This window comes from Arcobacter caeni (assembly GCF_003063245.1).
GTDB lineage: Bacteria > Campylobacterota > Campylobacteria > Campylobacterales > Arcobacteraceae > Aliarcobacter > Aliarcobacter caeni.
This window is the reverse complement of the sequence record NZ_MUXE01000002.1, coordinates 159717-180796: the sequence shown is the minus strand read 5'-3', so window position 1 is coordinate 180796 and position 21080 is coordinate 159717. Positions and strand designations below refer to the sequence as shown.

The 21080-nt window shown below is 27.7% G+C and carries 17 protein-coding genes; 8 read left to right on the top strand and 9 right to left on the bottom strand.

Annotated features, from left to right (window positions below):
• Positions 1–28: 28 nt before the first annotated feature.
• Positions 29–3157, bottom strand: coding sequence for a DEAD/DEAH box helicase (locus tag B0174_RS02235; RefSeq protein ID WP_108558012.1), 3129 nt, complete (start codon positions 3155–3157; stop codon positions 29–31).
• A 200-nt stretch (positions 3158–3357) separates the two neighbouring features.
• Between B0174_RS02235 and B0174_RS02230 the strand changes: the two genes are divergently transcribed.
• Together B0174_RS02230 and B0174_RS02225 are read left to right on the top strand one after the other, a co-directional pair.
• A complete protein-coding gene (locus B0174_RS02230) occupies positions 3358–3591 on the top strand; it encodes a hypothetical protein (protein WP_108558011.1) in 234 nt (77 codons plus the stop codon).
• Between the two features lie 300 nt (positions 3592–3891).
• Positions 3892–5106, top strand: coding sequence for an ATP-binding protein (locus B0174_RS02225; RefSeq protein WP_108558010.1), 1215 nt, complete (start codon positions 3892–3894; stop codon positions 5104–5106).
• Positions 5107–5131: 25 nt separating this feature from the next.
• Here B0174_RS02225 and B0174_RS02220 read toward each other — a convergent pair whose 3' ends face one another.
• A complete protein-coding gene (locus B0174_RS02220; RefSeq protein ID WP_108558009.1) occupies positions 5132–5839 on the bottom strand; it encodes a DUF445 family protein in 708 nt (235 codons plus the stop codon).
• Between the two features lie 124 nt (positions 5840–5963).
• Between B0174_RS02220 and B0174_RS02215 the strand changes: the two genes are divergently transcribed.
• On the top strand, positions 5964–7667 hold the full coding sequence (locus B0174_RS02215; protein ID WP_108558008.1) for a lysophospholipid acyltransferase family protein: 1704 nt from the start codon (positions 5964–5966) through the stop codon (positions 7665–7667).
• Positions 7668–7693: 26 nt separating this feature from the next.
• Here the strand turns inward: B0174_RS02215 and B0174_RS02210 are convergent, their stop codons facing one another.
• From B0174_RS02210 to hemP, 5 genes are all read right to left on the bottom strand, one after another.
• Positions 7694–8818 carry a PepSY-associated TM helix domain-containing protein gene (locus tag B0174_RS02210; protein ID WP_108558007.1) on the bottom strand — a complete coding sequence of 375 codons (1125 nt, stop codon included), beginning with the start codon at positions 8816–8818 and terminating at the stop codon, positions 7694–7696.
• Positions 8819–8875: 57 nt separating this feature from the next.
• Positions 8876–9982, bottom strand: a complete 1107-nt coding sequence (locus tag B0174_RS02205) for an alpha-hydroxy acid oxidase (protein ID WP_228156398.1) — start codon at positions 9980–9982, stop codon at positions 8876–8878.
• The gene (locus tag B0174_RS02200) at positions 9982–10662 is read right to left on the bottom strand and encodes a Fe2+-dependent dioxygenase (RefSeq protein ID WP_108558006.1); all 681 of its coding nucleotides are present in this window, start codon (positions 10660–10662) and stop codon (positions 9982–9984) included. The genes B0174_RS02205 and B0174_RS02200 overlap by 1 nt, the downstream gene beginning before the upstream one ends.
• Before the next feature lie 89 nt (positions 10663–10751).
• Positions 10752–13040, bottom strand: a complete 2289-nt coding sequence (locus tag B0174_RS02195; protein WP_108558005.1) for a catecholate siderophore receptor Fiu — start codon at positions 13038–13040, stop codon at positions 10752–10754.
• Positions 13041–13198: 158 nt separating this feature from the next.
• A complete protein-coding gene (gene hemP, locus B0174_RS02190) occupies positions 13199–13333 on the bottom strand; it encodes a hemin uptake protein HemP (protein ID WP_205663484.1) in 135 nt (44 codons plus the stop codon).
• Between the two features lie 205 nt (positions 13334–13538).
• Here hemP and B0174_RS02185 point away from each other — a divergent pair, with 205 nt between their 5' ends.
• The 5 genes from B0174_RS02185 to B0174_RS02165 are packed head-to-tail and all read left to right on the top strand — an operon-like array spanning position 13539 to position 19348.
• The gene (locus B0174_RS02185) at positions 13539–14321 is read left to right on the top strand and encodes an ABC transporter permease (protein ID WP_108558003.1); all 783 of its coding nucleotides are present in this window, start codon (positions 13539–13541) and stop codon (positions 14319–14321) included.
• Positions 14309–15058 carry an ABC transporter ATP-binding protein gene (locus B0174_RS02180; RefSeq protein WP_108558002.1) on the top strand — a complete coding sequence of 250 codons (750 nt, stop codon included), beginning with the start codon at positions 14309–14311 and terminating at the stop codon, positions 15056–15058. Before B0174_RS02185 ends, B0174_RS02180 begins: the two co-directional genes overlap by 13 nt.
• Positions 15058–16293, top strand: coding sequence for an NnrS family protein (locus tag B0174_RS02175; protein WP_228156397.1), 1236 nt, complete (start codon positions 15058–15060; stop codon positions 16291–16293). The genes B0174_RS02180 and B0174_RS02175 overlap by 1 nt, the downstream gene beginning before the upstream one ends.
• Positions 16294–16312: 19 nt before the next feature.
• Complete coding sequence (locus B0174_RS02170; protein ID WP_108558000.1) at positions 16313–17284, top strand: ABC transporter substrate-binding protein; 972 nt, start codon at positions 16313–16315, stop codon at positions 17282–17284.
• Positions 17285–17293: 9 nt separating this feature from the next.
• Complete coding sequence (locus tag B0174_RS02165) at positions 17294–19348, top strand: TonB-dependent receptor plug domain-containing protein (RefSeq protein ID WP_108557999.1); 2055 nt, start codon at positions 17294–17296, stop codon at positions 19346–19348.
• 55 nt (positions 19349–19403) lie between these two features.
• Here B0174_RS02165 and B0174_RS02160 read toward each other — a convergent pair whose 3' ends face one another.
• Together B0174_RS02160 and fumC are read right to left on the bottom strand one after the other, a co-directional pair.
• Complete coding sequence (locus B0174_RS02160) at positions 19404–19595, bottom strand: hypothetical protein (protein ID WP_205663483.1); 192 nt, start codon at positions 19593–19595, stop codon at positions 19404–19406.
• Positions 19596–19670: 75 nt separating this feature from the next.
• Positions 19671–21068 (bottom strand): class II fumarate hydratase, encoded by a 1398-nt coding sequence (gene fumC, locus B0174_RS02155; protein WP_108557998.1) that lies wholly within the window; start codon positions 21066–21068, stop codon positions 19671–19673.
• Between the last annotated feature and the right edge of the window lie 12 nt (positions 21069–21080).

The following is a 21080-nucleotide window of genomic DNA, read 5'->3' as shown; positions in this document are numbered from 1 at the left end:
AGAGAAATTGCTTATTTTTTAATTTTTATTAACCAACTGCCATTTTTGCAATATTCTTCCATAAAAATGCTGGTATCTCTTTTTCAAGTTCCCAAGTTATACTCATTGGTTGGGAACCATAATGATTTTTATAAAAACATTTTCCTAAACAAATATATGTCATAGTTTTTTTATCATTAGTATGATTTGATTCTCTTACAAATAGTATTATATTTTTATCATTTTTTTGATGATAAATATAACTTTGACCTTTTGAAGAATCTGGTTTTGTTGAATTCTGAGATTGCCAATGAAATAATTTTTCACTTATTGCATAATCATCATACATAGTTGTTGGTGAATATTTATCTTCTGTTTTTTCTAATGTAACAAATAATAACTCTGTGTTCTTTTCTTTTATATTTAAAACACCTTCTCTGCTACTTGATTTTTTATTTATAGTATTTTGTTCAAAAGCTGATAGTATTTGTTCTCTTGTATATCTTGAATGAACTTTTATAGGACAATTATAAGGTAAATCTAAATCATCTTCTAAATAATTTATTTTATCTATTAATAATTTTACAATCTGTTTCATTTCATCAACTAATAATCTATTTTGTCCTATATATTTTATTCCATCTTCTAATGTTTCAAATTTCTTAGGTTCTTGCCAAAAGTCATAATACAACATCGTAAGCATTAATCTTTCTGTTTGCGTTTTTATAAAATTTAAATCAAATTTATTTTCAATAATCTTTAAAATAAATTCAAAATAAGTTATTGATTTTGATAAAAGCCATTTTTTTGATATTGTTCTTAGTAATTCTATTTCATTAATTTCATCATAATCTTTTATCTCACCAGCTTCATAACAAAGTTTTGTAAAACTATCATTTTTATATAAATTTTCTAATGATATATGATTTATTTTCATAAAATTATCTATTGTTAATGGTAAAGTAGTATGGTTTTTAAAATCACGAATTTTAGATATTAATTTTTTTCGTCCAAAAGATGTAGCTTTTTTTATATTATTTAAAATATGTTCTTTTGCTTTCTTTTCTAATACAATTGAGCAACCTAATGGCAAATGAGGAAATTCATTCTCTATTTCATCTTTTACTGAGTTTGTAGTTTTTCCAATTAAACTTCTGAATTTACCCTCAAAATCATACTCATCCCTTGCATTTCCAACAAAATCAAGTACAGTTAAACACTCTTTGTTGTCAGAGAATCTAAGACCTCTTCCCAATTGTTGTAAAAATACTGTTAAACTCTCTGTTGGTCGCAAAAATAAAATTGTATCAATTTCAGGGATATCCACACCTTCATTAAAGATATCAACTACAAAAAGATAATTAATCTCTTTTTTTGATAATCTTGATTTTACATTATCTCGATTATTACTACCACTTATTAAATAATCAGCTTTTAATCCAGCTTCATTAAATTTTTCACTCATATATTTTGCATGTTCTTGAGTTACACAAAAACCTAAGGCAATAACATCATCTATATTAATTAAGTACTCTTCACATTTTTGGATTATATCTTGGACTCTATTTTGTGTTGTGAAAGCGTCTGTTAATTCACTTGCATGATATTTACCACTTTGCCATTTAATATTTTTTAAATCTACATTATCACTTATTCCAAAATATTGAAAAGGACAAAGTAATTTTCGATTTAATGCTTCAGGAAGTCTTATTTCTGAGGAAATAACTCCACAAAAATCATCTAAAATATTTTCATTATCCATTCTTTCAGGTGTAGCAGTAAGTCCCAATAGTATTTTAGGTTCAAACTTTTCCAAAATTGGTCTATAACTTTTTGCAGCGATATGATGAACTTCATCTATGATTATAAAATCATAATAATTTTTACTCAGATTTATCTCATTTATATTGTTCTGTAAAGTTTGTACAGAAGCAAAAACATATTCATTTGAAAGTGGAGTCATACCATCAACCCAAAATTCACCAAAATTATTATCTCGCAGTATTCCTTGAAAAGTAGCTCTTGCTTGAATTAGAATCTCTTTTCTATGCGCAATAAAAAGAAGTTTTGCACTACTATTTTGATTTTTAAATCTTTTGTAATCAAATGCACTAATTACAGTTTTACCAGTACCTGTGGCTGCAACTACTAAATTTTTATATCTATTATGAATTTTTCTTTGGACTTGTAACTCTTCTAAAATTTCTTCTTGATAATGAAATGGTTTTATTTCAAAATATGTAACTGCACTATTTTTATCAATAATTGAATCATTTTTCAATGCATTTTGAAGTTTTAGGGTATCTGCTTTTGTAAAGAGTTCAAACTCTTTATCTTCCCAATATGTTTCAAATGTTTTTTCAAACTTTTTAATAATATGAGATATTTCAGTAGAAGTAACTTTTAAATTCCATTCTAACCCACTTGTAAGTGCACTTTTTGAAATATTTGAAGAACCAATGTATCCAGTATGAAAACCTGTGTCTCTAAAGAACAGATAAGACTTTGCATGTAATCTTTCATTAGCTGTATTATATGAAACTTTAATTTGTGTATTGGATAAACTTGAAAGAAATTCAACTGCTTTTAAATCTGTTGCTCCCATATATGAAGTAGTAATAACTTTTAATTGTTTTCCTGAATTTGTAAACTCTCTTAACTCTTTTTCAAAAATTCTTATTCCAGACCATTTTATAAAAGAAACTAAAAAATATATCTTATCACTTGAAAGAATTTCTTTTTTTATTTCACTTTCTAATGATATACTAGCGTTACTACCTGTAAAAAGTTCACTTTGAGTTAGTCCTGTATATGGTGTAATTTCTTTTATAAAATTATCAAAATTATTTATTTTTGAATCTATTTTCGGTAACACCGCTTTTAAAATTGAAGTATTTGTATCTAATAAATTTTGTTCAAAATCTTGTTTTTCAATTTCATCTTTTAATAAAAGTATTATTTTATTAATAAGATTTATCTGTTTTTCAATACTATTTTCACCACTAATTAAATTTAATCCTAAATTTAATATTTTTGATAAATATTGTGTCAGAACTGTTGATGCTTCATTTTTATCTAGCTGAGTTGTTTTTAAATAAAATTTATTAGTGTCTAGTTGGTTTAATTTATTTGAAATTAAACTATTAATTAGTTGTTCATAGATACCAAATTGAAACATTATAATAAAACCCTTTGTCATGAAATAGTATATTGTAGTTAAAAAAACTTTAACTTGGGGTTTACAAAATCAATCAAAAATAACGAATTATAAATTGTTTATTTTAATTTTTATTATGAGAATATACTGTATAAGTTCAAAATAAAATTTTATATATTTAGATTATTAACAATAGAAAAATAGTTATAAAAAGGTTTTTTATGAAAAAAGAAATGATTTTGCAATTAGCATCTAAACTTAAAGAAGTTAGTAGAGTAGAGTTTGAATATAATAATTCATTTTATGAAATATTTGAAAGCACTGAGGGTGGATATATGATTAATATTTATTCTTCTAATGAAAAAGATGAAGATGATGAATATCTTTATGAAAACAATTTTGATGGAGGACTATGTACTGGGACTGCAAAAGATGCTATTCAGTTTATGTTATAAAAAAAAGAAAGAAAACTAAAAGTCCCTTTTTCTACGAAACCAACGCACTAAGCAATCCAATCAGTCCACAACCACAACATACATATATTTTTCTATATCTGTAAATGCTAGTCAATGTTCCTTGTATATTGAGTATCTAAAGCTTTTAACATCTATTTAATTTTTCAGATTTTCTACTTTTTTATTACAAAATATAATAAAAAACTAAAACAATGGGCTTTAATTCATATTTATTCTAAAATACAAGTTTAAAAGTATAAAAATTATAGTATTATAATCCATAAATTTAAAGGAATAAGAATGTATATTCAAAGATTAATTTTAGAAGATATAAAAGAATATCAAAAGTTTTTTCCAGTTTTACTTATTAGTGGGGCTAGACAAGTTGGAAAATCTACTTTAGCATTACACTTAAACATCGAAAATTATATAACTTTAGATGATATAAATATGTACGAAATGGCTAAAAATAATCCTAAAGGATTTATTGAATCATTATCTAAGCCAGTTGTCATTGATGAAATACAAAGATTACCCCAACTTCTTATATCTATAAAAGAGTATGTTGATAAAGACAGAATTAATGGAGAGTTCATTTTAACTGGTTCTGCATCACTTCAAGGCTTTAAAGAAATATCAGATTCCCTTGCTGGAAGAATAGGTATAGTAGAACTTTATCCTTTTTCATTAAAAGAAAAAAACCAAAGTAATGATAATATTATTGATATTTTTTCAAAAGATTTAAATAAATATCTTTTAACAAAATATGAAGATATAAGTATTGAAAAAGATATTATCGATGGGGGTTATCCTGAAATAAGTAAAATTGATAGCCAAAAAGGTAAATATCTTTGGTTTAGCTCATATATAAGAACATATATAGAATCAGATGCTAAAGAGCTTGCAAATATTAGAAATATGGATAAGTTTATAAATATGTATAAACATTGTATGTTTAGAAGTGGGAGTATATTTAATAAAAATGATATTCAAATACAAGTTGGACTTGATAGTAAAACATTTGATAGTTACTTTAGTGTTTTAGAACATACTTACCAAATTCAAAAATTACAGCCATATTTTAATAATCAGTTAAAAAGATTGGTAAAAACTCCAAAGATATTTTCTATAGATACTGGAGTATTATGTCATTTATTACAAATTAAAACAGAAGATGAATTTAATAAATCACCACTAAAAGGTGAAATATTTGAAACATTTATTTTTAGTGAATTACTAAAAGCTAATTCTTATGCTCAAAATAGAACTAATTTATATTATTACAGAACAACGGATAAAAGAGAGATTGATTTTATTTTAGAGTATTCAAATAAAATCATAGCACTTGAAATAAAAGCATCTAAAACAGTAAAAAAAGATGATTTTAAACATATATATAAATTAAAAGAAGAGATAAATAAAGAGTTTGATAAAGGGATAGTTTTATATATGGGAAATACATTTTTAGAAATTGATAAAAATATGTATGCAGTGCCAATTGGATTTTTGAGGTAAAGTAGATAGTTCTTTTATTTAAGAACTATACTATTAATGCACTAACCAATCCAATCAGTCCACCAAAAACTGCTCCCCAAATAACTAACCATCCTAAATGTTCTTTTATCATTTCTTGAACTATTTCTTTTACCATTTTAGGTGTTAGTTCTTCTAATCTTGTATTTACGATACGGCTTAGTTTTTCGTATACATCTGCTGTTAAATCTTCTGATTTAAGGGCTTCATTTATTACTTCTTGAAAAGCATCTGTTTGTGAAATTGAGATTATTGACACTTGTAGTTTTTTTGTGAAGGGTTCTCTTAAAGGTTCAAGTGCTGCTTCTCCACCAAACATTCCTAGCATTCCACCAAAAGATGATTGCATTACTGATTCTTTTAGAGATTCATAAGCTGGAGAAAAATCTGTTTTGTTTAGGATTTTTTCAAAATCTATTGTTTTTTTTGCACTATTCATTTCATCTTGGAAAAACTTTGTTAAGTGTTCTTTTGTGAAAAATTGATTCATAAGTAGATTATGAATTGAAATTTTGAACTGTGAAAATTTACTTTCAATCACACCACTTCCATATAAAAAAGGAACTTTTTCAAACAACATATGAATAGCTAAACTGTTTGTAATCGCTCCACTAAAAGCAAATAAACCAACCATATAAATTAAATTATTTCCACTTAAATATCCAAAAACCATAACTAAAACTGTGATTAGATTTGTAATATTTGATTTATTCATAAAAATTTTCCTTGTTTAAATTAAGAAAGATTTTATCATAAGTTTATAAAGCACTTCATAAACTGGTCTTGTCACCTTTTTGTAATCAAAAGAAATTAGAATTACGATAAATTAGGAGTATGAAATGATAAATATTCAAAAAGAAATTGAGAGAAAATTTCCAAATATAGAAAAAAAAGAAAATTTTCTAAAAAAATCTCTCTTTAAAATCGCAAAAAAAATAGTACACGAAGACTCAATAAACGAATTTTTATCACAAAATTCTCACTTAAAAGGATTTGAATTTGTCGATGCTGTATTAGATTATTTTGATTTTGATTATACGGTTTCAAGTAATGATTTGCAAAATATTCCCTCAAGTGGAAAAGTGGTAATTATTGCAAATCATCCTTTAGGTGGACTTGATGCTTTATGTTTGTTAAGACTTATAGGACAAGTAAGAAAAGATGTAAGAATCATCGCAAACGACTTTTTAGAAGGTTTTGAAGCTTTAAATTCTTTATTTATTACAATTAATAACTACAAATTAAAACAATCAACAAGTGATATAAAAAAAATCTATGAAGCTTTAAATAATGAAGAAGCTCTCATTATTTTTCCAGCAGGTGAAGTAAGTCGTGCTACAACAAAAGGAATAAAAGACCCAAATTGGAATAAAGGTTTTTTAAACTTTGCACAAAACTCTAATGCACCAATTTTACCAATATTCTTAGATGCGAAAAATTCAAAAACTTTTTATACAATTTCAATTATAAATAAAACTTTTTCAACACTTTTATTATCCAATGAAATGTTTAATAAAAAATCAAAAAGAATTGCTATTAAAATTGGGCAAATTATTCCAAATGAAAATATAACGCCAAAAGGAATAGATAAAAAGTTTTTATTAAATCTTTACAAAAAACATCTTTATAGTTTAAAAAAAGGAAAAAAGTCTTTTTTTGAAACTCAAAGTGCTATTGCACATCCTGTTAGTAGAATTGATTTATTGAATGAATTAAAAAAATCAAAACTAATTGGTCAAACTAATGATGGCAAAAAAATCTATTTATATGATTACACAGAAGATTCGATTGTTTTAAAGGAACTTGGAAGATTAAGAGAAGTTTCATTTAGAAAAGTGGGTGAAGGTGTAAATAAAAAAAGAGATACAGATAAATATGATATTTATTACCAACATATTATTTTATGGGATGAAAATGATTTAGAAATTGTGGGTTCATATAGAGTTGGGAATTCTGATTTTATATTTAAAAATATTGGAGTAAAAGGTTTTTATTCAAATACTTTGTTTAAATTCAACGAAGAATTTACTCCTTATTTAAAAGATTCTATTGAACTAGGACGCAGTTTCGTACAACCAAAATATTGGGGAACAAGAGCTTTGGATTATTTATGGTTTGGAATTGGAGCTTATATAAAAAATAATCCAAATATCAAATACATGTTTGGACCTGTTTCAATAAGTGGCTCATTACCAACTGTTACAAAAGATATGATGATATTTTATTACAATCACTATTATGGAGAAAAAAAGACTTTAATTGAAGCAAAAATTCCTTATTCTTACTCAAATAATCTAAATGAAATAAAAGAACTTTTTGACTTAAATGATAAGAAAAAAGATTTCAAATTTTTAAAATCAACTTTGGCAAGCATTGGTGTTTCAATTCCTACTCTTTACAAACAATACACTGAAATTGGACTTGTGGATGGTGTTAAATTTTTAGGATTTAATGTTGATAATAATTTCGCAGATTGTATTGATGGATTTATTTTAGTTGAAATTGCAAAAATCAAAGATAGCGCAAAACAAAGATATATGTAGAATTACGATAAAAAAGTAGTTTAAAACTACTCTTTTATCTCCCGTTTTTTCCTCTTTTTATGTCTTTTTAAATATAACATCACTCCTGTAACTGTAAAAAGTAACATAAAAAACGAGGCTAAAAACATACCAATTTGCCCAATTATTCCAAAATATTCACCGGTATGTAAAGGCAATATACTTTTCATTAATTGTTCATTTAATGGTTTATCTTCATATCTTTCGTGTTTTACTATTTGATTTGAATTTATGTCCAATTCTAAAGTATTTCTTGCTCTATAATGTGCTGAATCTACATCTAAATAACTGAAACTATAAACGCTTCCTTTTTGAGGGAATCTTATATTTGCGTCAGAATATTCTTTTTGAATTAAAACATTAAACAATTCAACTGCCTTTTGATAATCATCAAAGTTTGGTTCAGTTGAACCTTTTTGCATTTGAAGAGGCATATTTCTTTGAGGTTTTTCAACTCCTGCTATTTTATATAAAGTGGCGTTATACCACTCATAAGACCAATAAAGTCCAGTTAATGAAGCTAATAAATAAAATGGAAGAACCCACATCCCAATAGAACTATGCATTGTTGATAAAAATGCTCTTCCATGATGGTTAAAACTAAAAGTTAAACTTCTAAAAAATGCTCTTCTAACTCTTCCCCAATAAATATAAAGTCCACTTAAAGAAAGAATAATTAAAGAAATTGTACTAATTGCTACAACTTGTTTTCCAACTTCACCTAACATTAATCTTCTATGTAAATCTAAGATCAAAGAGAAAAATGCTTTTCCTTTGATTTCTGGCAAAATTTCAGCTGTATATGGATTTATATAATAACTCTTTCCCCTTTTTGCTTCTTTACCCTCACCTTTTCCTGCTACATTTATTATAACTGATGAGTTTACATCACTTGAAAAAGAAAGACTATTTATCTTAGCTTCTGGTAGTTTTTCTTGAAGTTTTTCTAATAATTCTTTTGTAGAAAGTTTTGCTTCATTTGGTACAAAAACCTCATAACTATCTTTATTTATAAATTTTGTTATCTCTTTTTCAAAAGATAAAATTGCTCCAGTAACTCCAACAACAAGTAATACGAAACCTGCTGTTAATCCTAAAATCATATGTATTTTAAACCATATTGTTTTATGCAAATTCTTGCTCCTTTTTTATTTTCTATGAAATATTAACAAATTAGTTTTAACAATTTTTTAATGTAATTGATAATTGTTATTAAAAGTGAGCTCTAATTTTTTAAGCTCTTCTATATTTTTACAACCTGTAAAAATCATAGAAACTTCAAGTTCTTCTTTTAAAATTTTTAAAGTATGAGCAACACCTAAAGCACCAGCTGTTGCTAAACCATACATTATTGGTCGTCCAATCATAACAGCACTTGCACCCAATGCAATTGCTTTTATAACATCTGTTCCTCTTTTTATTCCACCATCAAAAAGTATTGGAATTTTTCCTTTTATTTCATTTGCTATTTTTGGCAAAATTTCTATACTAGCAGGAAGTGTGTCCAATGTTCGTCCTGCGTGATTGGATACTACAATTGCATCAATTCCTAACTCTACTGCTTTTTTTGCATAAGAAACGCTAGTTATTCCTTTTAAAATTACTGATAAATTAGTATTATTTTTGATAAATTCTATATCTTTCCATGTTGGTAATATTTTTGCAATATCTAATATATTTTCAAAATTATTTGTTGTTTGCATTGGATTTATATTTTCAATATTAATTGCACAAATTTCATTTGGTAAATAAAATCCTGCTCTTTGTTCTGTGTTTCTAAGACCTGAAATTGGCGCATCTATTGTAATAACTAAGGCTTTAAAACCTAGATTCTCAGCTTTTCTTATAAGTTTTATATTTGTATTCATATCAGCTTGGATGTACAGTTGAAACCAAAGAGGTGAACTTGTAGTATTTGAAATATCTTCTAAAGTAGAACTTGAAAAGGAACTAACACACATACAAGTATTCATAGCATTTGCAGCTTGAGCGGTTGCTATTTCTCCATCAAAATCCACTAACTTTTGATAAGCAACTGGTGCTAAAAATATTGGTGAAGAATAAGTTTCTCCAAATAACTCTATTTTTGTATTTGCTCCACCTAAATCTTCTAAAGTGTTTGTTTCTAAAAAAATATTAGAAAAAGCTTCTTCATTTCTTCTAAAAGTTATTTCATCTCCTGCTCCACTACAAACATAAGCCAAAGAGTTTAAATCCATTCGCTCTTTTGCATATCTTTCATAATCTTTAAGTGATACTAAATCATTTGGAATAAAGTCTAACTTTTCTTTTATCATTAAAGTTCAGCCCACTCTTGAATTAATTTATGATAATGAATTGATAGGTTTACAGCCTCTTGTGTTTCTCCATATTTGGCTCTTAAACTTTGAATTGTATTATCAAGTTCAAATAAAATAGTTCTTTTCCAAGCACTTCTAATCATACTTTGAGTCCACATAAAACTAACCATTCGAACACCTTTAGTAACGGGTTCAACTCTGTGTAAAGAAGTTGAGGGATAAAGTATCATATCTCCAGCTGGAAGTTTTACTTCATGTGTTCCAAAAGTATCTTCTATTACCATTTCTCCACCCTCATATTCATCAGGGTCTGTGAAAAATAAAGAGCATGAAACATCAGTTCTATAGTGTTTTGCAACCGTTGCATCATATAAAATTGAGTTATCAACATGATTTCCATAAGCACCACTATTTTCATATTTATTTACAAAAGGAGAAATTATGTGATTTGGTAAGGCAGCACTTACAAATAAAGGATTTGTTTTTAAAGCTTGAGTTATCATCTGTCTTAAATATGCTAACAATTGGCTATCTTCTGCTAATTGAAGATTACTTTTTACATTAACGGCTTGACTTCCAGCTGTTAATTTTCCATCAATCCATGAAGCTTTATCTAACAACTCTCTGCACTCTTTTACTTGGTTTTGACTTAGTACATTTGGAATATGTAATATCATAGATTTTTCCTTTTTATTATTTTGTAAATAAAATTATTTGTAATTTTATTTACAAAATAATAGTTCAATCCCAAAAGGGATTGAACTAATTAAAATTTATATGCTAAAGAAATTAAACCACTTCTTGCAGCACCTGGTGTATATCTATTTCCATTTTTATTAACATTTGCAACATACTCTTTATCTGCTAAGTTATAAATATTGATTTGTGTAGATAAGTTTTTACTAATTTTATATGAAGCCATTGCATCATAAACCACATAAGCTTCAACTTCTGTAAGTCTTCCATCAGCAGGAGCAACTGTACCATTTTGATTAGCAGCAGATGCATATCCTGCATACATTTTCCCTGAATATCTAGCTCCCATTCCTGCTGTTAAGTCTTTTGTAAAGTTATAAGAAGACCAAAGTGTTGCTGTCCACTTTGGAGTATAAGCAAGTGCTGAACCAGTTGTTGCAGTTGTTCCTTTTGTAATTTCTGATTCACTTTTTGCAACTCCAGCTGTTACAGACCACGCATCTGTGATTTGACCTGCAAGACCTAATTCTATACCTTTAACTTCTCTTTCACCAACTTGTTCATATTCAGCAATACTTGTTGAACTTATATTAATTAATTCATTTTGATTAATTGTTTTATAAATCGCACTTGTTAAAGATAATCTATTATTTAATAAATCCCATTTTGTTCCAAGTTCTATAGTTTGTGCTTCTTGAGGATCCATTTCAGGATTTGCACCACTTGTTGCACTTGAACTTAAAGTAAAGTTAGCTCCACTTGGTGGTAATTGTGAATCTGCATAAGAAATATAAATACTTCCATTATCAAGAGGTTTATACACAGCTCCCACTTTCCAGCTTTTTAGAGTTCCTGAATCTTCTAAGTTTGATGGAACTAATGTTCCAACTGGAAGAGTTGGATTAGAAGTAGCTGTTGAAAGTGCTGTAATATCTGTTTTTGTTTCATATTTATCAAGTCTTCCACCACCTGTTAATATAACTTTTTCTCCAAGATTAATAGAATCAAAAGCATAAGCACCAAGGTTTTTTGTTTCTCCAAATGTTCTGGCACCTGTTGGGTCTAATGATAAATTAGAATATCCAATTGTTACTGGATTATAAAGATTTACCAATTTCTCATCTGCTGTTATACCATTTGCAGTTCTTATTTTAGTTGTTTGGTTTTCAATAGATACATCAAATCCACTACTTATATTATGTATAACAGAACCTGTTTGTGCTGATGTTTTAAAATTTGTTACATTTGCTAAGATTTCATTTTCCTGCCATCTTGCTTGTGCTACTCTTGTTGCTGTCCAATTTGATGGATTAGCATTTGTTAAAGTAAGCGCTGCACTTTGTGTTAAAAGTGAATCAATTTTTGATTTTCCATATCTTGTTGTATTTGTTACTGTTGTTTTATCTGATAAATCATGTTCAAATTTAGCTGTAAAAGTATCTGTTGTTACTTTTTCATAATCATTTGATGTTCCATAAAAGTTAGAAGTATCAACTTTATTTGCACCCATTAATGCGCTATTACTATTATAATAACCTTTTAATCCAATAACAGGAATTGCCCCATCTGGAACATCATCTTGTTCATATCTTTCATAAGAAAATGAACTTCTTGTATTTGTTCCTATTCCAAAAGCAACAGAAGCTGCAATACCAAGTCTATCAAGTTCAACTTCATCTCTTCCTGGTACTTCACCGTCTTGTTTCATTACATTTAATCTAACACCTGAAGTTTCACTTAATGCTTTATTTAAATCTGCTGTTAATCTTGAATTATCTGCTGTACCATAAGAACCTGTAACTTCACCTTTGTCTTTATTTGTTGCTGTTTTTGTAACTTGATTTATATATCCAGATGGAACACTAGCTCCATTATCAGCTCCAACTGTACCTTTTGTAATCTCAACAGCTTCTGTGTTAAACATATCTTTTGTTGCAGCATTTAAATCTTTTATACCATCTTTATAAATACTACTATTAACATCAAATCCTCTCATAGAAATATTATTTTTGTCGTTTGTATTACCTTGTTCACCCAATAACAAAGTAACACCTGGAGTATTTCTTAAAGCTTCTTGTAAAGTTGTAGCTTTTTGCTCTTCCATTACTTTTTTTGTAATTACTTGAATAGTTTGAGGAGTATCAACTAAATCTTGTACAACTTTTGCTGATGAAGATTTATTTACTTTATAAGTATCAGTATAATCTATAGTTTTATCTGTTTCAACTTCAACGCTTGGTAAAACTGTAGATTCGGCATTTAGTATAAGGGGTGTTGTTAATAAAACAGCAGCAGTTACAACTGATGCTCCTAGATAATTAACTGTTTTGTGTTTTTTACTTGTGATATATTTATTCAAATTTTTTTCCTCCATGGAAATAATTATAATTATTAAATAAACTTATTTATTTAATACCAGCGCGCTATAAAGTAAATTTATTACTGAACTTTAAAATTGGCTGGCTATTTGTAGGAGAACTTTACTATGGCTGGCTAGGTTTGTTTTTTATTTTGTAGTTACTTAGTGAGTATTAATTTGTTCGCTTTTGTAATTTTTAGATAATAAGATTGCCCATCATGTTTTATTTCAATAGTTTTTTCTTTTTCAAAAATTTCTTTTGAGTCTAAATGTTTATCTTTGTTTTCTTTCAATTTCAATACCCTATAAAATATGTACTTTGTTAACAAAATATTAACGGAATGCTAACAAAGTAAAACTTAATCTTTTATAAAATTGATAATAGTTATTAAAATTGATATTTGAGTCCAAACCTATATTATAAAATTGACATAAGTCAATGATAATCGTTATCATTCTTATTATAATTCGGAAAATATAATTAACTTTAGGAATTAAATGAAATTTTTATTTAAAATAATAAAAGACTTTCCCTCATATTTATGGAGTGGTTGGGGTTCTATTGCTTCAATCTTTCTATTTTTTGCATTATGGGATTTTGGAAATCAACTTTATGGAAATTTGGTTTTACCATCGCCTAAAGATACGATGATTACACTGTTTTCAATGTTAAATGAACCAAGTGCTTTAAATGATATGGCTATTACTATAAAAAGAGCATTTTTTGGTTTTTGTATTTCACTTATTTTTGGTTCAGCTTTAGGGTTACTAGCAGGGCTTTTTGTAACAGCTTCTATGATGAGTAGACCAATTGTAACTATTTTAGTTGGGATGCCTCCAATTGCATGGATTGTATTAGCAATGATTTGGTTTGGAATGAGCGATATGACAGTAATTTTCACAGTTGTTGTTGCATCTTTTCCTATTATTTTTGTAGGAGCATTACAAGGAACAAGGACTTTAGAGGGAGATTTAAAACAAATGGCTGATAGTTTTCATCTTCCATTTAAAATGAAAATGTTTGATTTATATTTTCCTCATATTTTTTCTTATGTTTTTCCAGCATGGATTAGTGCCTTAGGAATGTCATGGAAAATAGTTGTAATGGCGGAACTTCTTTCTGCAAATGATGGAATTGGCGCCGCCTTAGCCATTGCAAGAAGTCAATTAGATACAACAACTGCACTAGCACTTGTATTAATAATGGTTGGAAGTTTACTTTTAATTGAGTATTTAATTCTTGAACCTATAAAAAGAGAGGTTGAGGCATGGAGAAAATAGAAGAACTAAAAGTTGAAAATCTTAGCTTTTCATTTGGGTTTAAAGAGATTTTAAAAAACATAAATTTCAAACTAAATAAAGGTGAAGTGGTATCTATTGTAGGTCCAAGTGGTGGTGGAAAAACTACTTTACTTCATCTTTGTGCAAAATTATTAACACTTGAAGATGGAAAAATAAGAAATAGTTTTAATAGTTCATCATTTGCTTTTCAAGAAGCAAGACTTCTTCCTTGGAAAAATGTAATTGATAATATTGCTTTAGGTTTAAGAGCAAAAAATATAAAAAAAGAAAATGCAAATGACTTAGCAAAAAATATTGCTTTAAAATTTGGATTACAAATAGATGATTTTGAAAAGTTCCCAAAAGATTTAAGTGGAGGAATGAAACAAAGGGTTTCATTTGCAAGAGCTTTGGTTTTAAATCCCTCTGTATTATTTTTGGATGAACCTTTTTCAGCTCTTGATATTGGGCTTAAAAAAGAACTTCAATCTCTTTTGATTGAAGAAATAAATACAAATAAATTAAGTATTTTATTCATAACCCACGATTTAATGGAAGCTATAAAATTAAGTGATGAAATACTTGTATTAAAAGCTGAACCTGTGGGTCATATTGTAAAAAGTTTTAAAATTGATACACCAAGAGAAAAAAGAGATGATTCTTTTGTATATGAACAAACTGCAAAACTTTTAAGTGATGAATATATTATTAATACTTTTGAATTAGGATTTAAATAATGGAAAATGAAAAACAATACGCATCAAAACATTATGCATATTATCCCAAAGGGGATTTTCCTGTATATTTAGCTTATGGATTTAGACCAATTTTATTGCTTTTAGCTCCATATATTGTGATTTCTATTATTTTATGGTCATTAGCTTTTAGTGGTTATATAAATTTGAGTTTTATTTCAAATCTTTTAAATTGGCATATGTATGAAATGATTTTTGGTCTAGGAATTGCAGGAATTATTGCTTTTTTCCTAACAGGTGTTCCTGAAATGTTTCCAGAAAGTGTTCCAATAATTGGAACAAGATTGGTTTATATTGTAGGTTTATGGTCTGCTTCAAGAGTTAGTTTTTGGTTTATGGATTTTTTAGGCGTTTACCTTGTAGCTATTTTAAATATTTCTTTAACTATATGGATTATTGCATTAGTTATAAAACCAGTTTTTGCAGATGTAAACAAAAGACATATTTCTCTTGCTTTTACTTTAGTTGCAATTTTAATTATACAAACAATGTTTTTTTTAAGTGTTGCAAATATCATAACTATTGATGCTCATTCTATTTTGATTTTATCACTTGGGGCGTTTATAGTTTTGATTTTATTAGCTCTGAGAAGAATAAATATGGAAGCTATTAACGAATTATTGGAACAAGAAAATATTGATGAAACATTTTATTCAAGACCACCTAGATACAACCTTGCTATTTTTTGTGTACTTTTTTACACAGCAGTTGAGTTTTTATATCCAAACAACTCTATTTTAGCCTATTTAGCACTTGCTTGTATGGCTTCAATTTTAGGAATATTAAATGATTTTGTTTTAAAAGATAACAATATTTTACTTAAACCTTTTATCATTTATTTAATGAGTATTGTGGTTATGACAGCGCTTGGTTATGGTTTTTTAGGTTTTGATTATTTAAATGAAAAAATAAATGCTTTAAATCATTTTAGACATTTTTTAACAACGGGAACTTTTGGTTTAGTATTTTTTATAGTTATGATAATTATTTCAACAATTCATACAGGAAGAAAAATATTTACAAATAATTGGCTTCATCTTGGAGTTTTTCTAATAATTATCTCAACATTTATTAGAAGTTTTATTCCATTTTATGAAGAGTATACAATACCAGCTTACATAATTTCTTCAATTCTTTGGAGTATTCCATTTATTATTTACATGAAAATTTTTTACCCATTTTTACTAAGCTCTCGAGCTGATGGAATAAAAGGTTAATTTAAAAAGGAGTTTTATTTTGAAAAAAATATTTTTAATTTGTTTTGTTTTTTTATTCTCACTTTTTGCAAAAGATGAAAATAAAATAGTAGTTGCAGGTCCATTTGCAACAGTTTCTCATCCTATTATGCATATGATACAAACCGATGCATTAAAAGATTTAGGCAAAAAAGTTGAGTTTATATTATGGAAAAACCCAGATGAACTAAGAGCTTTAATACTAAAAGGCGATGTGGATTTTATTGCACTTCCTACAAATGTTGCAGCAACTTTATATAACAAAGAAGTTGATATAAAACTTCTAAATGTTTCTGTTTGGGGAATTTTAGGAATGATAAGCCGTGATCCAAATCTAAAAACACTAAAAGATTTTAAAGATAAAGAAATCGCTGTTCCATTTAGAGCTGATATGCCTGATATTGTTTTTCAAGAACTTGCTAAAAAAAGTGGACTTGACCCTAAAAAAGATTTCAAAATCCAATATGTTGCAAGTCCAGTTGATGCTATGCAAATGCTAATTTTAAGAAGAGTTGACCATGCACTTTTAGCAGAACCTGCCATTTCAATTGCTTTACGAAAAACAAAATCTTTTCCAATAAGTGTAGTTGCACCTGATTTATACAGAAGTGTAGATTTACAAAAAGAGTGGGGAGAATTATTTCAAACTAAAGCAAAAATACCACAAGCAGGAATTGCTTATTTAGGAGATACAAAAGGAAAAGAAAAACTAATAAATAGATTTTTAGCAGAATACGAAAAATCACTTAACTGGTATAAACAAAACCCTAAAGAAGCGGCTGCTTTAGTTGTAAAAACTCTTCCAATGTTGGAAGAGTTAGGACTTGCTGATTCAATTGAACATGTTTCTTTTGAAAGTATAAAAGCAATTGAAGCAAAAGAGGATTTGGAGTTTTTCTTTAATATTTTAGAAAAAAGTGAAGCAAAATCAATAGGTGGGAAAATTCCCGATTCAAATTTATATTACAAATAAGGAAAAGAAATGAAAAAATTAGTCTTGCTTTCAACAATCACGAGTTTTGTTTTAATTCAAAATAGTTTCGCAAATACGGCTTTAGAAGATGTTACTGTAACAACTGCCACAAAAACTGAAAAAAATATAGACGGGGTGAGTGCTTCTGTTATTGTTATAACACAAAAAGATATTGAAAAAATTTCAGCATCAACTTTAAAAGATGTATTTGAAAAAATTCCATCAATAAATGCCCAATTTGGAAGATTTCCACACCCAAGTTCAGCTTCAAAAGCTTCTGTTTCAATAAGAGGTGCGGGAGCAAATGGAACACTGATTTTAATTGATGGGAAAAGATTATCAGGAGAAACTGAAGGTCCTTATGAATTAAATAGAATTCCAGCATCTATGATTGAGCGAATTGAAATAGTAAAAGGTTCTATGTCTACGCTTTATGGTTCAGATGCAATTGGTGGAGTAATAAACATAATTACTAAAAAAGTTGATAAAAACAGCTCAACTCTTGATGTAAAATATGGACAAAATGGTCATGGTGAAGCAAAAGAAAAAAATGTAAACTTCACAACATCGGGAACAAAAGAAGATATAAAATATAAACTTTTTGGCTCAATCATTGATACAAGTTCATATTCAAAAAATAAAAGTTATACACAAGTTGCCACAAATCCAACAACGGGTGCAGTATTAGTAGCAAATCCACAAAATAATATTAGTGGAACAAACAAAGTAACATTTAGTGATGATGCAAATGTAAAAAATGTAGGAACTAGAATTGAAAAAAATCTAAATGATAATGTATCTTTAGGTTTTGATTTAAATTATTTAGACGAAAATAGAGAAGGAACTTATATAGGAAGTGCTGCTTTTTCTGGTGGTGGATTAATCAAAAACACACCTGTAAATTCAGAAGATAATAATAGAAGATTTGATGTTTCAAGTGATTTAAAATATCAAATAAATGATGATTTATCAGGACAAACTAAAGTTTACCGTTCATACTATAAAAAAAGGAATGAAACTACACCTATAAATTTTGCAGGTCCAATTAGTACAAAATTCAGTGCAAATGTGACAATTGATACTATTGAATCAAATTTAACTTATGTTTTAAATGATTCAAATATTATTACAACAGGTCTTGAATTTAGAGAAGAAACAAGAGATTCAAGTGCTATAAATCCAATTGCAAGTTCAAGTGATTTTATTACTAAAAGAGTACAGTATAAATCACTTTTTATTCAAGATGAAATAGCACTAACAAATAGTTTAAATGCAACTATGGGAGCTAGATATGACAAAATTTCAAACGCCGATAATAAAGCAACTATTCAAACAGGACTTGTGCAAAAACTAACAGAAAACACAAATCTTAGAGCAAATTATGCACAAGGATATAGAGCTCCTGATATTGCAGAATTATATGTGGTTTCACCATCATACAAAGATGGAAAAAGATTTGGTTCAGATGTTATTTTTGGACCTAAAACAAGTGCTTATGAATTAAAACCTGAACAATCACAAACTTTTGAAATAGCACTATCTAATAGAATGGATAAACTTTTCTCAGAAATTGTTTTATTTAACACAAAAATAGATGATAAAATCGAGCTTGTATCTTATGGTTCTGGAAATGCAAAATATTATACTTCTGAAAATTTAGATAAAGTTGATATAAAAGGTGTTGAGTTAAATCTTGATTATACACTTAATGATAATGCTGATTTAAATTTCAATCTAACATATCTTGATACAGAGGATAAAAGTACAAATAAAGAGTTGATATTTACACCTGATTTATCTGCATCTTTAGGATTTAATTACAAAATTCTATCAAATGTTGCAACAAATTTATCACTTAGATATTTAGGTGAACAATACTCAGATACTCAAAATACGGCAACAACAGATGATTATACACTTGTTGATGTTGGAGTAAAATATGATGTAAATAAAACTTTGACTTTATATACAGGAATTGATAATATTTTTGATACAAAAATTGAAGAAGAGTTAGGAACAAATGTAGGTGCTTATTATTTTGCAGGTGCTAGAATTAATTTCTAACACTATTTTAAAAAAGAAGAATCAACTAAAACGATTCTTCTTCTTATTATCTTTTTTAGCTTTCTTTAGAGTTTTTTACAAGATTTACATACCAATCTTCATGCATATCTTCAAGTTCTAAATCTTTTAGAACAATTTCCAGTTCATCATTTTTCATGTTTAATTCATCTATTTTTTCATCAGGAATAAACAAAACTTCCACACAATAATCAAATAATTGTTCTTCACAAATAAACTCATCATCCATTCCCCCAACCCTCTTCAAACTCATCAAGTAAAAAATATTTTTCTAACTCTTTCAATCATTTCTCCAAATTATAAATTATGCTTTTGCTGCTATCATCTCTTCTGGTTTTACATAAGAATAAAACTCTTCTTGGCTTAAAATCCCAAGATTAACCGCTTCTTGTTTAAGTGTTGTACCATTTTTATGTGCTGTTTTTGCAATAAGTGCTGCTTTTTCGTATCCAATATATGGATTCAATGCAGTTACTAACATCAATGAATCATTTAGATATTTATTTATATTTTCCAAATTTGGCTTTATTCCCACTGCACAATTATCGTTAAAAGCCAACATCGTGTCACTTAAAAGTCTAATTGATTGTAAAATATTTAAAGCAATCACAGGTTTAAATACATTTAATTCAAAATTTCCCTGAGATGCAGCTACTGAAACTGTTGTATTATTTCCCATAACTTGAACAGCAACCATTGTCATGGCTTCACTTTGAGTTGGATTTACTTTTCCTGGCATTATTGAGCTTCCTGGTTCATTTTCAGGAATATTAAGCTCACCAATTCCACATCTAGGACCGCTTGAAAGCCATCTTATATCATTTGCAATTTTCATTAGATTTGAAGCAAGTGCTGTTAAAACTCCACTTAAAACAACTTCTGCATCATGGGCTGTGAGCGCATGAAATTTATTTGGATGAGATTTAAAAGCATATTTTGTATTTGTTAAAGTATTTAATACTTCACAAACCATAGGTGAAAAATCAGGATGAGAATTTAATCCAGTTCCAACAGCAGTTCCGCCAATTGCCAATTCAACAAGATATTTCATGGCATCATCTATTTGATTTAAAGCTTTATCTAACATATCAACATAAGCTGAAATTTCTTGCCCTAGAGTAAGTGGAGTTGCATCTTGAAGATGTGTTCTTCCTATTTTTACAATATTTTCAAACTCTTTTGATTTATTTTCAAAGGTTATTTTTAATACATTTATTGCAGGAATTAATCTTTCTTGAATATCTAAAACAAAGGCTATTCTCATAGCTGTTGGAAAAGTATCGTTTGAACTTTGACCTTTGTTTACATCATCATTTGGATGTATGATTTTCTCAACTCTAAAATCTTTTCCTAAAATCTCACTTGCTCTTGAAGATATAACTTCATTTATATTCATATTTGATTGAGTTCCTGAACCTGTTTGCCAAACAACTAAAGGAAATTCATCATATAATTTTCCTTTAATAACCTCATCACAAGCCACACAAATAGCGTCTGTTTTAGACTCATCTAATTTATTTAAATTTTTATTTACAATTGCACAAGCTTTTTTTAAATAGGCAAAACCTTCAATGATTTTTTTTGGCATTTTTTCATCACCAATTGGAAAATTTTCCAAACTTCTTTGGGTTTGAGCGCCCCAATATTTGTTATTTGGAACATTAATTTCACCCATAGTATCTTTTTCAATTCTATAATCCATACTTTTTTCCTA